The 14,813-nt window shown below is 42.1% G+C and carries 15 protein-coding genes; 7 read left to right on the forward strand and 8 right to left on the reverse strand.

Annotation, left to right across the window (positions count from 1 at the left end; all coding sequences use genetic code 11):
- Positions 1-175 precede the first annotated feature (175 nt).
- The 4 genes from ACYTXL_RS06775 to ACYTXL_RS06790 all read right to left on the reverse strand — a co-directional run bounded on the left by ACYTXL_RS06775 (position 176) and on the right by ACYTXL_RS06790 (position 2,758).
- Positions 176-262 carry an IS4/Tn5 family transposase DNA-binding protein gene (locus ACYTXL_RS06775; RefSeq protein WP_461924045.1) on the reverse strand — a complete coding sequence of 29 codons (87 nt, stop codon included), beginning with the start codon at positions 260-262 and terminating at the stop codon, positions 176-178.
- Positions 263-536: 274 nt separating this feature from the next.
- On the reverse strand, positions 537-1,418 hold the full coding sequence (locus ACYTXL_RS06780; protein WP_461924036.1) for a DNA-formamidopyrimidine glycosylase: 882 nt from the start codon (positions 1,416-1,418) through the stop codon (positions 537-539).
- A 243-nt stretch (positions 1,419-1,661) separates the two neighbouring features.
- The gene (locus tag ACYTXL_RS06785) at positions 1,662-1,877 is read right to left on the reverse strand and encodes a photosystem I reaction center subunit IV (protein WP_229451189.1); all 216 of its coding nucleotides are present in this window, start codon (positions 1,875-1,877) and stop codon (positions 1,662-1,664) included.
- A 296-nt stretch (positions 1,878-2,173) separates the two neighbouring features.
- Positions 2,174-2,758: a PAP/fibrillin family protein gene (locus tag ACYTXL_RS06790; RefSeq protein WP_461924037.1), complete on the reverse strand. Its 585-nt coding sequence runs from the start codon at positions 2,756-2,758 to the stop codon at positions 2,174-2,176.
- Between the two features lie 243 nt (positions 2,759-3,001).
- Between ACYTXL_RS06790 and ACYTXL_RS06795 the strand changes: the two genes are divergently transcribed.
- The 4 genes from ACYTXL_RS06795 to ACYTXL_RS06810 all read left to right on the forward strand — a co-directional run bounded on the left by ACYTXL_RS06795 (position 3,002) and on the right by ACYTXL_RS06810 (position 7,239).
- Positions 3,002-3,238, forward strand: a complete 237-nt coding sequence (locus ACYTXL_RS06795) for a DUF3134 domain-containing protein (RefSeq protein ID WP_461924038.1) — start codon at positions 3,002-3,004, stop codon at positions 3,236-3,238.
- Between the two features lie 80 nt (positions 3,239-3,318).
- Entirely contained in the window at positions 3,319-4,410 is a 1,092-nt protein-coding gene (mraY, locus tag ACYTXL_RS06800; RefSeq protein ID WP_461924039.1) for a phospho-N-acetylmuramoyl-pentapeptide-transferase, read from the forward strand.
- A 533-nt stretch (positions 4,411-4,943) separates the two neighbouring features.
- Positions 4,944-6,080: a hypothetical protein gene (locus ACYTXL_RS06805; protein WP_461924040.1), complete on the forward strand. Its 1,137-nt coding sequence runs from the start codon at positions 4,944-4,946 to the stop codon at positions 6,078-6,080.
- Positions 6,081-6,105: 25 nt separating this feature from the next.
- Complete coding sequence (locus ACYTXL_RS06810) at positions 6,106-7,239, forward strand: hypothetical protein (protein ID WP_461924041.1); 1,134 nt, start codon at positions 6,106-6,108, stop codon at positions 7,237-7,239.
- A gap of 813 nt (positions 7,240-8,052) precedes the next feature.
- Here ACYTXL_RS06810 and ACYTXL_RS06815 read toward each other — a convergent pair.
- From ACYTXL_RS06815 to ACYTXL_RS06830, 4 genes are all read right to left on the reverse strand, one after another.
- Positions 8,053-9,813, reverse strand: a complete 1,761-nt coding sequence (locus ACYTXL_RS06815) for a sensor domain-containing diguanylate cyclase (RefSeq protein WP_461924042.1) — start codon at positions 9,811-9,813, stop codon at positions 8,053-8,055.
- A gap of 242 nt (positions 9,814-10,055) precedes the next feature.
- Positions 10,056-10,568, reverse strand: a complete 513-nt coding sequence (locus ACYTXL_RS06820; protein WP_461924046.1) for a MogA/MoaB family molybdenum cofactor biosynthesis protein — start codon at positions 10,566-10,568, stop codon at positions 10,056-10,058.
- A gap of 101 nt (positions 10,569-10,669) precedes the next feature.
- Positions 10,670-11,011 (reverse strand): photosystem II reaction center protein Psb28, encoded by a 342-nt coding sequence (psb28, locus tag ACYTXL_RS06825; RefSeq protein ID WP_461924043.1) that lies wholly within the window; start codon positions 11,009-11,011, stop codon positions 10,670-10,672.
- A 327-nt stretch (positions 11,012-11,338) separates the two neighbouring features.
- A complete protein-coding gene (locus ACYTXL_RS06830; protein ID WP_461924044.1) occupies positions 11,339-11,551 on the reverse strand; it encodes a hypothetical protein in 213 nt (70 codons plus the stop codon).
- 278 nt (positions 11,552-11,829) lie between these two features.
- Here ACYTXL_RS06830 and ACYTXL_RS06835 point away from each other — a divergent pair, with 278 nt between their 5' ends.
- The 3 genes from ACYTXL_RS06835 (at position 11,830) to ACYTXL_RS06845 (ending at position 14,587) form a co-directional block, all read left to right on the forward strand.
- Positions 11,830-12,447, forward strand: a complete 618-nt coding sequence (locus ACYTXL_RS06835) for a phycobiliprotein lyase (RefSeq protein WP_461924047.1) — start codon at positions 11,830-11,832, stop codon at positions 12,445-12,447.
- Positions 12,441-13,025, forward strand: a complete 585-nt coding sequence (locus ACYTXL_RS06840; protein WP_461922525.1) for a hypothetical protein — start codon at positions 12,441-12,443, stop codon at positions 13,023-13,025. Before ACYTXL_RS06835 ends, ACYTXL_RS06840 begins: the two co-directional genes overlap by 7 nt.
- A 794-nt stretch (positions 13,026-13,819) precedes the next feature.
- On the forward strand, positions 13,820-14,587 hold the full coding sequence (locus ACYTXL_RS06845; protein WP_461922526.1) for a phycobilisome rod-core linker polypeptide: 768 nt from the start codon (positions 13,820-13,822) through the stop codon (positions 14,585-14,587).
- Positions 14,588-14,813 lie beyond the last annotated feature (226 nt).

The raw sequence follows: 14,813 nt of genomic DNA on the forward strand, positions 1-14,813 counted from the left end.
ATCTCTTGCCTAAACTTCTCTTCTATTTTTTATACTATGCAACTACCTGATACTACTTAGATGGCTACCGTTAACCATGTCTCTAGAAGAAATATCGCCAAAAATTTTACTTAACTTCTTTCTAAATCCTTGTAGGTTAATTTGGGAACATAATTCCAATCCCAAATAATTAAAGCTACAAAGGAGATAAATTTGGGGTTGGCAAAAATTCGTAGGCTCTCTTGAGTACAGTTGCTCCACTGAATATTTCTGACAGTGCAATGCCTTATCCAAGGCTGAGAGCATAGCCGATTGACATTGCACGCTCATTTAATCGGCGTTGGCGAAGCCTACCGTAGGTAATCGCCCAGTTCTAAGGTTGCAAAATTCTTCTCCCACCAGTCTAGCATTGCTTGTCACCTTTAGCACGCGATTTCAATTACTGTACCGTATTTGCTGTACTGTTTCTTAAATCCTTTGCCAGTAAGCCTTTTAAGACTTAAGGAGAAAAGTCATCTCTCCAAACTCCTGTACAGACGCGATTAATCGCGTCTCTCCTAACTCCTAACTCCCCGTACCGTTTGACACTGAGAGCAAAAGTGACTAGATCGCCCAGCTAACCTAACCCGTTGAATTTCTGTGCCACAAACTCGACAGGGTTCTCCAGCCCGGTTATAAACCCAGGCTAAACCACCATAGTTGCCGTTAGTACCTTTAACATTTAGGAAATTACTAAAAGTCGTACCACCAGCTTCAATACTCGTTTCTAACACTTGAATGATGGCTGTTCGCAAACCTTCAATTTCCTTTAACTGCAAATCTATACACAAGGTTTCAGGTAAAATTCCACTCTTAAACAGTGCTTCATCCGCATAAATATTACCTAATCCCGCCACCACCGACTGATCGAGTAGCGCAGTTTTAATCGGACGGCGGCGGTTTTGGAGTTTGAGAGCTAGATATTCGACAGTGAATTCCGGTGAAAATGGATCTGCTGCCAGTTTTGCCAAACCAGTTATAATACTTTCTACAGCAACACCAGGCGGAACCCACCACATTTTACCAAAGGTACGCTGATCAACAAAGCGTAATTCCTGCTGATCTCCAAAGAATAATCTTACCCGCGTGTGCTTATGTAATGGTTCATCTCGATGCAACCATAGTAGTTGACCGGTCATTCGCAGATGAACCCCTAGCCAGCCGGAAGATGAGGGGGAGAGTTCGGCCAGGAGATATTTGCCGCGACGATGCCAAGTAGCGATCGCAGCGCCAACCCCGGAGGCGATCGCATTTTTTGTAATTCCGTCAACAAACTCACCTACAGAAAACGGGTAGGCGATGGTGCGATCAAGCAACACATCTCCACCCGTAATTTCTTGGTTGAGGGTCAACTGATTTAAACCCTTTCGGACTGTTTCAACTTCAGGAAGTTCAGGCATTCAAACTGATTAAGCAAACAATTTTGATGTACTTGAGGGTTAATAAAGAAGAGATAAGGTAGTATTTTAGACACACGTAGGTGACTTGTCGTACTACCAAACATAAACCGTAAATACCCGCAGGACGGCTTTTCGTAGATTAGGTAGGCTAGGATGAAGAATGAATGAACTGAAAGTTTCAGACTTCATACTTCAGACTTACCTTCATCATCGCATCAAACAACCCCCTTGTAGCTTTGCTGCTTATTTTTTAGGTGCTTTAGCTTTTGGTGCTTCAACCTCTACTAATTCATCCTGGGCAAAGTTGTTGGTATTGATACCAGAGTAATTTACCTTGTCAAAGCGGACAATTACTGGGTATTTGATGCCGCTTTGGTCAATGGAAGCCACAGTTCCTAAATCCTGAAACCAGTAGGATTCAGGGCGGAGAATACGTACTTTAGAACCACGTTGAACCATGATTATTTTCCCTTTATAGTTATCAATCGCCAATCTAGAGGGCTAATTGATTTCACTCTACAACCTGAAGGTCGCACCAAGAGTCTTTGTTAAGTTATTTGTCTGAATTTGGTATTGGGGATGGGGCATTGGGCATTGGTTATTCTGCTTGTCCCCTTTGTCTCCCTTGTCCCCATCCTCCCTCCCCCAATCTCCACTCCCTTAGCACATCTAAAATTTAAAATTGTATTAGACTCTACTTGACAAGGTACACGTTATAGTGTACTTTTGTTCGCAACCAGTATTTTTGCACAAACTTATGTTTTCCTCAATACGAACACACTTCCCTCGTTACCTCTGCTGATCCGCAGATCGTTATCTATATAAGTGATATCTAACCAGCCCTGTTGTTTATCACTGTTTATGACAACATCAATCCCCGGAAATTTTCTACCTGCTTCAATTTGTTGGATAAAAGTTACCGGAGAATTGTATTCTATTAAACGTTGTAAGCCGATAATAGAACGCTGAAATTTCACTTGGACACGCCGACCTGAAACTGGCTCAAATTTAGCAGCAACTGTAACTAATCCTTCCAAATAAGGTAAGCCATAAATCTCAGCTATATTGTAAACACTGGTAGTATCTACCCGAATAGACTGATAGATTTGACCCAGTTTGCATAAAGGTAGACGATCTAAGTTTAAAAGAGCCTTGCTGGTGGTGTATAGTAATCGCCAATCGCCATCTAGTAAATTAGTAGCTTCCACTGGACGGGGTGTAGGATTAAAGTCTTCTAAATTGGCGATCGCAGCTAAAATAGCCTGTTTCTGTAGTTCGGTCGCCACTAAACCGCGATTTGTAAGTGCGATCGCATCTATAAGAGCCGCTTTTCCGATCATCGCCTGTCACCTCAAAAATCACTCACCTTCCATCAGCATAAACAAGATATTCATCGCCTATGTGTAGAGCCATAAAAATTACTAATAATCCCTTGACGTCAGCCATACGTCTATTAAATAAAAAAATTCTATCGGAATGCGGATTTATCAACCAAAGGGTTGAAAAGATAACTAAATAAATCCATGTCAAGTGATAGACTCTAAATGTCAACTTACGTAAACCTTTTCTTGTCCTGACTTGATATGTTGAACTCTCCATTACGTGAAGTAGCCCGTAACCAACGAGCCGATGTCATCCCCCTAAAGTTAGAGTCCTTTTTGTTGGACTGGTTGCAAACCAACGGTCGGATCATCGCGCGTGACATTCACGAACCGGATTTTCAAGATGACGCAGAAGGAATAGACTCCTTAATCGGTGTAGAAGATGGAATTGGCTACGACCTTGATGATAATGACGATATAGGAATCGCTGATGATTAGCCTTTTCAGGTTAGGGACTTGGTTGTATCCCTAGTTCCTGGTATTCAGTTTTATTAAGTGTGGAGTGAAGGGAAACTTCTGTGGACGCTAAATTATCTCCTGAGCAAGGATTAAATATTTCTGGAATCGCTCTAGCCTCTTTATTAGCCGTAGGGCTAGCTACAACAGCATTTTATTTGGATTCGATCGCCAATCGGCTACCCTGGCAAAGTATGTCCTTAACCCTGCCACTATTATTGTGTGCGGTGGGTTCAGGTGTCGTAGGCTATTGGGTAATACCCCTACTTCAAGCACTCAAAACTGGACAAATAATTCGGGAAGATGGACCCCAAGCACATCTAAAAAAGGCAGGCACCCCAACAATGGGAGGTATATTTTTTGTACCTGTAGGTGTGATAATTGCCTGTATATTGTCTAACTTTGCTACGGATGTGCTTGCCGTTTCGGCATTGACAATCAGTTACGGATTAATTGGCTGGCTCGACGATTGGCAAATTCTGCGCCGGAAATCAAATAAAGGTATATCCCCCGCAACGAAACTGGCTTTGCAGTTAGGTTTTGCAGCTGTGTTTTGTCTATGGCTGATGTTTAATCAACCTTCTAATATTACAAATATTGCTTTGCCTTGGGTAAGTTTTACACTACCATTAGGATTCCTATTTTGGCCTTTAGCTGGTTTTGTGCTAGTTGCAGAAAGTAATGCTACTAATTTAACAGATGGTATTGATGGCTTGGCAGCAGGAACAGTAGCGATCGCACTTTTGGCATTAGGTGCTTTAGTCGCACCTACAGCACCTGGGTTGATGGTTTTCTGTGCTGCTTTAAGTGGTGGATGCTTAGGTTTCTTAGCCCATAATCGTAACCCAGCCCGCGTTTTCATGGGAGATACCGGTTCTTTAGCACTGGGAGGAGCTTTAGCTGCTGTAGCGCTATTAACAAACACCTTAGTAGCTCTGTTCATTCTCAGTGGTATCTTCTTCGTAGAAACCCTTTCAGTGATGGCACAGGTAAGTTATTACAAAGCCACGAAAGGCCCTGATGGCAAAGGTAAACGTCTTTTCAAAATGGCACCCTTACACCATCATTTAGAACTAACTGGCTGGTCAGAATTACAGGTAGTTGGAGTATTTTATGTCATCGCTGCTATATTGGCTACTATCTGCTTGGCGTAGGCGCAGCCCGCACTTCTCTACGAGACGGATCTCGTAGAGAAGGGCATCACTCCATTCTGAATCGTTTGAAAAACTGCTCGAATCACAAAATGACAACTCCCACATCTTCAGGGAGTTGTTTTTTTAATTAGGAATTATGAATTAAGGCTCTACCACTTCCAATACGGTTCGCTTTCAAGCTTCTACAGGTGTTGAACCTCGTAAGTTGGCAATGGTATTTTTTAAAACAAATATTATTTATAACTAGATTGTACGGAAAATCTAATTAGCGTAGGCGTAGCTCACACTTCTCGTAGAGAAGGGCATCGCCCTTGGAAAAACTTTGTGATTTATTGATCTTGTCACTATTACATATCTGCTCCTATGATATAAGTCCATAGAAAATTGACTGAGTATGTAGTAAACACTTAAGTGTGAAATATAACATTGTAAACGACCTATAGGCGATTCTACGATAACTTATGAAGATCAAATTACAGATTTAGTATGAATTTCGATCAACTACAGAGTTATTTAGGTCTGAGGAGTATTAAGTGGATAAAAAACAAAAAAGGCTCAACAGCAAGAAGATTTATCAACTGACTGTCGTTAAGTATATTTGCTACATCTTAGGGGCAAGTCTGGTAACTTTCTTCACAGCATTAATGGGTATTTCAGCCAATCCCGCAGTTGCTGAAGATAATATTGTTTTTCAAGAACAACAGACTCCATATTTAGAGAAGAAAATTATTTTTGAAAAACAACAGAGTGCATCTTTAACTGAATCAGCCAACACTCAAACCCAACAAGCGATTGTTTTTCCGAAAGTAAACTCTTCAAATCTCAGTCCAGCACAGATGCTTATGATATCACCAAACCAAGGTGATTCTCAAATTCTATTACAAGCTCAAACTCCCTCTGCTGACTCTCAGACTCAATTAAATGATAGTGAATTACGTCAAAGGCTAAAAATTAAGCCTTTGTTACCTTTGTTAGGAAGCATAGCTGGTAAACAAAGCTATTCTCCCAGCCTTAGCTTTGGAATTCCCAGTGCTTTCGGAGCGAACTGGGGAGACTTTTTCGTGCAAGCAGCAGGAGCAACTCGCAGAGATCCCAATGGCAATAGTGGTTTGGATGGGAGTATAAGTGCGGGTTTTGGTTTGGGAGATAGCCAGAAGTTAATTGGTTTAGAAGTCGCCTTCAACGAAGGTAGTATCAAAAACTTTGGTGATAATGGAACCTTCGATCTTAAAGCCCACCGTGTTCTCTATGCTGGTAGTACCAATCAAATTGCGGCAGCTGTTGGCTGGAATACCTTTGCCCAGTATGGGAATGAAGGAGTGGCTGATTCTAGTGTCTATGGTGAAGTTACAAGTGTCTCCCTGTTGCAACCTAACAATGCTCAAAATCTGATGCCATTGGCACTTAGCGTAGGAGTGGGAGGCGGCAACTTCCGTTCAGGAAATGACGAAGTTGGGATATTTGGAGGCGTGGGTTTGCAAATTTATCCTCAAGTAGGTATCGGTGCATCTTGGAGTGGAGTAGCTTTAAACGCTGGGGTTTCTTTCGTTCCTGTCCAAACTATTCCTCTGACGATTCAGCTTGAGGGTTTAGACCTGACGGATCGGACTACTGGTGGTAGTGCCGTATTTTTGAGTGTCAGCTATGGTTTTAATTTCTTGCCCAAGTAAATCCCTTTATTTTGAGAGAATCACTATGATCAAAATCAAGTCTGTAATCCTTGCTCTTAGTCTGAGTCCTCTACTTTTGAGTGCTTGGCAATTGCCAAACCAAGCTGTCCCTCCGTACAGTAAGGGAATGAGTGGTCATATAAGTGGTAATAACTCCGGTGCCGCAAGTGGTACTATTTTCTCTTTGCCCACTTGGCAATTGCCAAACCAAGCTTTCCCTCTCTCGCCCGGGCAGACGGAGAGTGGGGGAATGAGTGGTCATATAAGTGGTAATAACTCCGGTGCCGCAAGTGGTACCATTTTCTCTGTGCCTGTCACTCTTCAAAATGGTGGCATAACAAAATTTGGCAACATTACAGTGACTAATAGTGGTGGAACACTTAAAATTAGTGTGCCGCCAAATATTCAAAATATTCTGAATACATCTGCACAAAGGGCTGTTGTCACCTTACAAACTGGCGGTTTGACACAACAAAAAATTGCCGCTTTGGTTGGGGCGGTGGGTCCTCTAATTGTGAATAGCACTGAAGCGCCAGTTCCTGGTCGGGTTTTGGTAATTGTGAATAGCACTGAAGCGCCAGTTCCTGGTGAGGGATCGTTGTCAACAGGTAGTAGTCGGAGAGAAAGTTTTGCCACTTTAGCGGCTGCAATTCGATATGTAAGGACTACAATTACTACACTACGTGTTAAAGGCTCTATTTCTGTTGAAACTGGTGGTAAGATAGCTACACTTCCTCTTCAAATCCGAACCCCTAGTAGTTCATCAATAGAAACTGTAACAAAGGTTGTTACATTCAAGAAAGGTAATGGGGAAAGACTTAATTTTGAAATAGTTGGTCCACGGGATAAGGCTAACAATGCAGACATTGTTCTCGCATTTATGTTGGCAGCTGGAGTTGATCCTAGTGCTGCGAATAGTTCCATAAGGCTGGCGTTAACAGGGCCTGATCCTCAATCCACAACCGATTTAATCTTGAGCCTCAATGGTCTGGTAACAAGCCAGAACGGTGTCGATCTGACTAAACTCAATGAGGCAATTAATGCCTACAATACCATCGTAGACAAAGGTGATACAAATTCCCTAAGAGCTTTGAATAATACTGCTGAATTTACCAATATTGGAGGGTTATTGCGAAATATAAGAGCGCCTCTAGGTTAAAGGCTGCAAATCTTTTGGTGAACTACAAGCAATCCCTTAGGCAAAAAAGAGTATGAAGAGATACGGCTGATGTAGTAGAGTTATTATCTTTAACTCCCTTTATAGAGTCTAATCACAAATTAAACGTATCTCTTCAATAAATTGGGATAAAGCTAAGAATTTCAGAAAAAAATTGCGTCAAATAATAGAAATCTTACTAAACCGAATCGAGCAATTAAGTAATATAGGAATCATATTTGATTTCTGAAAAAATTTCGGTAGTCTTGTAGTAGCCCCTCTTGGCTAGAATGTTGGAAAAAAATTGTAGGTTGGGGAGCCACTGCGTTGCGCGGGTTTCCCGCGTTGTAGCAAGTGGCGTTGGAGGCTTTGCCAAAGCCAACATCCTAATAATCAGTTGGGTTGCGCTCCGCTCCACCCAACCTACGTCTAATGCATTATTTTAGCCTAGACATTCCACTACGTACATTTCAAAAATCAAATACTAGTTCTATCTCATGTCCGGGTAATTAGTTATGGGACTGACAAATAAAAAAATACTCAACAATTTCTTGTGGGGTGGGCGACACGAAAGCTTTGGGTTTGATATTAGGACTTACGCAAAATCTACAGTAGGGGCAATTCATGTAGCTTTAGCTGACCGCAGGGTATTGCCCCTACGTGAAAATCATTCTTTTCCGCTATTGTTTGCGTAAGTCCCGGATATAAAGGTGAAACCCGAATTAATTATATAGGACTCCTATTTGATTTTTGAACAATCAAGCTGCCTAGAAGCTTGACATACAAAGCTTGACTTCTCAGTATACTGAGCAAGATTCAAGTAGGATTACTATAGTTGTCTACGTACTCCAAAACTCGATTCTTGCCTGTTCGTTTGGCCTCAAGCATTGCTTGATTTGCCCGATTCAGCAAATCCTTAATCGTAATACCTGGTTCTGATACAGCTATTCCAAAAGAAGCAGTGATGCCTTCGAGGATTTGATCGCCATTCTTCAATTGCATTCGTTCAATATCTAGCCTAAGTTGTTCTACTCGCTTCCTGAGCGTTTCCAGCGGTATGTTAGGCATCACAATTACAAATTCTTCACCACCCCATCTGCAAGGAATATCAAAGGAGCGAATAGATTTTAACAGCAGCTCTGCTAATCCCTTGAGAACAATGTCGGCTGTTAAATGCCCATAGCGCGAGTTGTAAGATTTGAAATTATCGATATCAAGGAAAATAACACTAAGAGATTCTCCCGATCGTTCAGCTTCCGCTAGCCTCTGATCCGTTATGGTTTCCAGATAGTTTTTATTGAATAGTTGCGTCATCGGATCCCGCAAGTTTTCATAGTTTAGACGTTGGTTTATCGATATATTATTCAGTGCAAAGGCTAAGGTTCTAGCAATAATCTCAGTAATTTCTTGATCTTCTGAACTGATTTCTTCTGGCGCATAGATGTGTAAAATCCCAATTACTTCCCCTTGTGCAAGCAATGGAATACATAAATGTGCACCGCTAATAGGCTGTATTAAGTGGCTGCACATCAGTCCTGAGATACGAGGCGATAAAAGGTTTAATTTACCTCTCCGGAATGCCCAACAGTCAGATTGTAAAAATATTTCTTTACTGCTTTGTTCAGTTCCCCAAAGACTCTTGTTCTCAATATAATTCTTGGAATTAGCAATTATATAAATAGAACCACTCATAGTAGGAAATAGATGAGAACAGGTTAAAGCGACCACTTTATACACCTCATCTTCAGACTCGCAAGAAGACAACATATCCGCCATATCTGAGAGATATATAAGTTCTCGTTTTGTTGCCTCTAATTTCAGTGTTTTTTCTTCTAGCTGCCAATTTAGATCAGCGAGCCATCGCTGTGCTTCTATAGATTCTGTAATATCAATACTAATCCCACCAAGGCGGCGATCGCCTGTTACATTATCGCTAAACGGAAACTTAAACGATAGGCAGTAGCAGGGCTGATCCTTACCAGCTATCTTTATCTCTTCAATCAGCTTCAAGGGGCTTAGAATCTTCAAAACGATTTGATCATTTTCCATTATCCGCCGTCCCTCTTCTGCATCTAGCAAGAATTCGCTATCTGTTTTCCCCAGCCATTGTTGTGAATCTATCGAAAATCTATTCTGTAACTCCTGGTTGTAGTAGAGCATTCTAGATTGCTCATCTTTGATATATGCAGCAAACGGTCCCTGATCTAAGAATAGCCGTTGTATTTGCTGGCTACGCTCAAGTTTGCGGATATCTTCTTGATATTTAGCGATCGCCTCTACAATTTGATAAGCGGTTGGCATCAGGTAGAGTAAAGCAGACAAGGAAATAAACGCCATTAAGTCGAGTACGCATAAGTGTAGCAGCGACACTGCCATATATGGCTCGAAGACCGCCAGAAGGTGATGAAATCCACAAAATAGTACGAATCCACCTGATAACAAAAAGGCTACCCAAAACTTAGAAGGGATAGTTGCCTTAGTTTTGACAAAGAAAACCCCTATTAATGTAGGGATGCCAAAGTATGAAAATGCAGTGATGCCGTGAGCAATTATGCAATTCCACTGAATAAATTCCATTGCTTACCTAATATAAATATTTGATTCATTTCACTATAATTCTGGATCGGCTCAAGATGTAAACATAGAAGGGATAATTTCAGAGCATGATCTGTTGTTTTTACAAAATTTAACAGAAAAATGCCAAAGACTCCTGAAAAACAGCAACGTAGCCGCATTTTTTAGACTTCTCCCTTGGCGCTAGCCAGAAGGGGAGACGCAAGCGCAAACAGTGTCAAGATGGTAACTTTCTGAAGGGCTGCTCATTTTACCACCTGACAAACCTGATTTACCAAGTGAGTGAGTTCGGGCAAAATCAATTTTTCCATTGCTAGTCGCACAGCATTACTGGAACCCGGAAGCGAGAATATTAATTTCTTTTGATAAACACCAGCAACGGCGCGAGAAGCGATCGCTCGCGAACCAATTTCTTGATAACTTAAAAAACGAAATAATTCACCAAATCCTGGCAAGGTTTTCTCCAGCAACTTCTCAATCGCATCGTAGGTGGTATCTCTTGGTGCAATACCTGTACCTCCATTGAAAATTACAGCATCCAAATTTGAGCTTTTACCGAGATTTTCTATCTGCCCTTGAATTTGTGTTGGTTCATCTTTGATAATCGTATACGCTCCTACAACATGGTTAGCACCAAGGAGTAATTGCTGAATTAGCTGCCCACTTTTGTCTGTTTCAAAAGTGCGTGTATCGCTGACAGTAACCACAGCACAAGTTATCATAATTCCAGGTGAGTCTGGGTGAGGTTGTTGTATCATCGGTTGAGCTTTTAACTTTTGATAAGGATTAATTTGGCATGGTAAATAGCACATTGGACATGAAAATAATTACTTATGCCCAATGCCCAATGCTCAATCCCCTATTTTTCAGCTTTGCTCAGTCCCAGATCGTTTTCTTCAGCATACCGCTCCATGAAACGCATAAACCGATCCCATTCTTGGGCAGATTTCATTACGTAAAGTGCTTCTAATTCTTCCGGTTTGCCGTTGACAAATTTAGCCTTAACTTCACGGGTAATTATCTCCCCTTCTTCGTCAATCAAGTACATCCCGGTAATATCTTCGGTGCTACCTTGGTCTAAAATCTTCGGATTTGTAAAAATAAATGTCGCTGTGCCACTGTCACCAGTGCGCGATCGCGTCAGGCGCACGTCTGGAATTACTTCTTCGTCAAGACCTCTAGAAAACTGGATTTTTGTCATGATCAATGAATTTAAACTTTTGTGATGGTTAATTTAATATTCTCTCACCAATTAGAACATCACGGTCTAGAGGCTACTGTTATTTATCCTTTTAGTGTATATAGTTCCAAATCGCATAGTCAAATATAGTCAGAAAGAGTGCAACTTAGTTTTAAGCAGCTCTACTTTCAGCATACACACGCTTAAATAGTGGTCACTAGATTAGACTATATTTTGTTTAAAGTTTTACAATACTTAAATTGCTTATTTTTCAAGTAACAACATTCCGGGATCATCGTTTTAAATTGTAACTTGCATTATTGCACCTGCAAACCGCGAATTGTAAGTCTACACGGTAACGTGAGGAGCAGTAGGCAGACCCAAAGATCGATAAACTTCGCCAGCGACTGCAATACCCCACTCATCCAAAAGGCCAGTACTGCCCATAACTAAGCTGTAGTTGATCACAGCGTAGGTAGTGGTTGATATCGCAAAAGCACTTCTCCTTCTAGCCAACAGTCCATAGGTCACGTAGCGCCGGATGATTTCGGTATTAGACATAGGAGTGAAAAAGAATGTAGAGACGTAGCACTGCTACGTCTCTACAAGGGTTATGGGTAACGCATATTTAATTTCTGGAGATGTCTATTAGATAAACAAGCTATATGAAATCGTTATAATAAAAGTTTACAATTCCCGAAAAACACATCTGCCTCTCCCTTTGCAGGGAGTTTATTGAAGCTGACCGCTAATCGCTGTAATGTTTAGATACTAACAACTTAAAAAAGAAAGAGCTCGTAAAAGATCATCCGCAGGAGTAAGTAGGAGTCAGAAGATTGATAGACGCAATGGAATTTTTTCAGCTAAGTGCTGGTAAGTGGCGATCGCAACGTGCAACTCATCATCTGGCCTTCAAGCGCTCAGAGACGGGAGAATCGGATATACAGGTAGAAACTCTAGCTGCCGATCATTCAGAAATCATTGAACTATGCCAGTATCATCAGATTGACCCCAGCCTTTCAGTAGGAGGGTCGCGTGTGCGTTGGCTAGGTACAATGGCTTGGGATAGAGAGGGTGAAGATAACCATCAAGGGAAAACCATATTTGCGATCGTGCCTGATGGCGATAACCCAAGGGCTGGCAAATTACTCCGCGAAAGAGGCTACGCCGAAATTATGCCTGTAGTCGGTCTTTTTCACATGGATGATGAAGATGGACTAGTGTTGACAACCGAATACGAAACAATGAGTTCCATTGAGCGATTCTGGTTTGGTAGCCCAAATATGCGACTGCGAACCAGTACAGTCAAACGCTTTGGCGGCTTCAGCACGGCATCATTTTGTACTGAAACACGGATTGAAACTTCTGTTGAGGTTGCCAGCACAGAAGAAGTAACAGAAAGACAAGCGCAGGATGTTCTGGAAAAAAGAGAGTTTTATTCTGTTTTGGGATGGTGAATAATCTCCAGCAGACTGACGCTTTTACTCGTGGGCGAGATTATCTGCATCTCGTACAGGGACTTGCTCTAGAACCGGGTATGGTGGATGTGTTTGAAAACAAGCGCGATCGCATCCCCATTTGCACTTGGATCGGTGAAAATATTAACACCGTTAATGCTCAGATCAACGCCTATCTAGAATTTTGTCATGAGTGCTTTCATCCCCAACAGCGTCGCCATATCCAAATTTTTGCAGTACCCATAGCTCAATCCTTCGGCATAGACGGGCTGTGCAACATTCTCACAAACCCAATCACGATTTTGGTAGATGTCGGTCGAGTTGCACCTAGAGACTGGTTTGGTGTAGTCGTTCATGAATACGCCCATGCCCATCTAGGAGACTTTGGTCACAATCAGCAGTTTGCTAGCATCCTATCTCATCTATGCTTAGGACTGGGATTTAAGCCACCCGACTGGGAGGTAGGGAGGGAAGCAACTTTGCGTAGCTGGCCTCACTGTAAATCAACCATAGATCCTCTAGAATTTTGGATCGGTCAAGGAAGGAGGCAGGAGGCAGGGGGAAGCAGATATAGATGAGGGAGAATACTAATGCAATCCCCAATACTTCTCTAGGAGAGGCTAGACTTCGGCAAGGCTCAGTGACCACGCCAACAGCAACGCTACTTCGACCCTTCTCTACGAGACCCTTCTCTACGAGACGCTGCGCGTAGCTTGCTTCCATGAAGTGGTACGGCAAGCTCAGGGCATCGCGCTACTCGTAGCTTGCTTCCACGAAGTGGTACGGCAAAGCTCAGGGCAACGCGCCGCTCAGTACCCTTCTCTACGAGACGCTACGCGTAGCTTGCTTCCACGAAGTGGTACGGCAAGCTCAGGGCAGGCAAAGTCAGTACAAGTGCCCAATCCCCAAGGGAGCATCTCAATGAGTGTAAAAAGCCTTGTAAACCTCACCCCAACCCTCTCCTTAACAAGGAGAGGGAGCAAGAATTTTCTTTCTCATCTGGTATATTTGCTTTCACTGAGATGCTCCCAATGCCCAATCCGCAATCCCCAATCCCCAATCTCATTAATTTCTTTTGCTAAATGTTAAAAGTTATTGCTTCAGTTAAAAAAAGTGAAACTGAATCTCTTAATCTGAAATATGTGAACAAAGTTTTTAGTCATTTACTTGGTCATTAAGTTGGAAGCTCCACTCCCTTTATTGATTAACTATGGGGTGAATCCAGCAGAGTAAACGTTTTTCATCCGAATACTTAAATTACCCATAGTTAAGTTTCGTGAAATTTTATCAGAATCTGAAGTTATGATCCCACCACTCCCTTAATATGTGATTTAAAGTTGTTAACTTTAATTAAGAACATGGAGGCTTTAGAGTGGCAATTCCTCTGTTAAGATATGACCCTTCAAGTCAAAACCAGCGTGTAGCTGCGTATGAAGTACCGGGTGATGAACAGCCCAGGCTTTTTAATACAGACAATCTGCTTTCTCCGTCAGATTTAGGTGATCTGATCGAAGCAGCATATCGTCAAATTTTCTTTTATGCCTTTGCTGCCGATCGTGAAATAAACCTAGAGTCCCAACTCCGTAATAGACAAATTACAGTGCGGGACTTTATTCGTGGGTTGCTGCTTTCCAATACCTTTAAGAAAAGCTTCTACGACCTCAACAATAATTATCGCTTTGTTGAGCAAGTAATCCAGCGCGTTTTAGGACGCGACCCATACAACGAGCGGGAAAAAATCGCTTGGTCAATTGTAGTCGCTACCAAGGGTATTGTCGGCTTTGTTGATGAAGTACTCAATACTGAAGAGTACCTGAGCAATTTTGGATACTCCATAGTGCCTTATCAGCGCCGTCGGATACTGCCATCTCGCGCTCAGGGTGAGTTGCCATTCAACATCAAATCTCCGCGATATGAAGATTACCACCGTGCCAAACTGGGTTTCCCCCAAATCATTTGGCAGGTAGAAGTACGCAGATTCCTCCCACAAGAGCAAAAGCCCAAGGCTGGCGATCCGTCTCTATTCTTGTCTATGGCACAAAGTATCAATGCAACTGGCAATGCCCCACAAAGGATCTCGTCATTCAACATCGATATCGAAAAGTCTGTACCTTATCGGCAACTGGCAGGGATTAAATAACGATTTTTGGTCGGCGGCTGGCTAGTACATCCATTTGATCATTTATATAGCGTGCATGAGTCTTGGGTTATGTAGGAGTTTTATTTAGATATAACTAGTGAAACAGACTCTATCCCATGTCTGATGCACGCTAATTGTTAAGGGACTTCCTAAATAAAAAAATATCCAACTATTTATTGTGGGGTGGGCGACACGAGAGCCTTTGGTTACTGGGCTCTCGTGTCGC

This window comes from Nostoc sp. (genome assembly GCF_054880495.1).

What these genes read in the sequence shown, in the direction of transcription:
- ACYTXL_RS06780 (WP_461924036.1), bottom strand. Translation starts at nt 1,418, where the DNA reads ATGCCTGAACTTCCTGAAGTTGAAACAGTCCGAAAGGGTTTAAATCAG.
- ACYTXL_RS06815 (WP_461924042.1), bottom strand. Translation starts at nt 9,813, where the DNA reads ATGGAATTTATTCAGTGGAATTGCATAATTGCTCACGGCATCACTGCA.
- ACYTXL_RS06820 (WP_461924046.1), bottom strand. Translation starts at nt 10,568, where the DNA reads ATGATACAACAACCTCACCCAGACTCACCTGGAATTATGATAACTTGT.
- ACYTXL_RS06790 (WP_461924037.1), bottom strand. Translation starts at nt 2,758, where the DNA reads ATGATCGGAAAAGCGGCTCTTATAGATGCGATCGCACTTACAAATCGC.
- ACYTXL_RS06785 (WP_229451189.1), bottom strand. Translation starts at nt 1,877, where the DNA reads ATGGTTCAACGTGGTTCTAAAGTACGTATTCTCCGCCCTGAATCCTAC.
- psb28 (WP_461924043.1), bottom strand. Translation starts at nt 11,011, where the DNA reads ATGACAAAAATCCAGTTTTCTAGAGGTCTTGACGAAGAAGTAATTCCA.
- ACYTXL_RS06795 (WP_461924038.1), top strand. Translation starts at nt 3,002, where the DNA reads ATGTTGAACTCTCCATTACGTGAAGTAGCCCGTAACCAACGAGCCGAT.
- ACYTXL_RS06830 (WP_461924044.1), bottom strand. Translation starts at nt 11,551, where the DNA reads ATGTCTAATACCGAAATCATCCGGCGCTACGTGACCTATGGACTGTTG.
- ACYTXL_RS06810 (WP_461924041.1), top strand. Translation starts at nt 6,106, where the DNA reads ATGATCAAAATCAAGTCTGTAATCCTTGCTCTTAGTCTGAGTCCTCTA.
- ACYTXL_RS06840 (WP_461922525.1), top strand. Translation starts at nt 12,441, where the DNA reads ATGGTGAATAATCTCCAGCAGACTGACGCTTTTACTCGTGGGCGAGAT.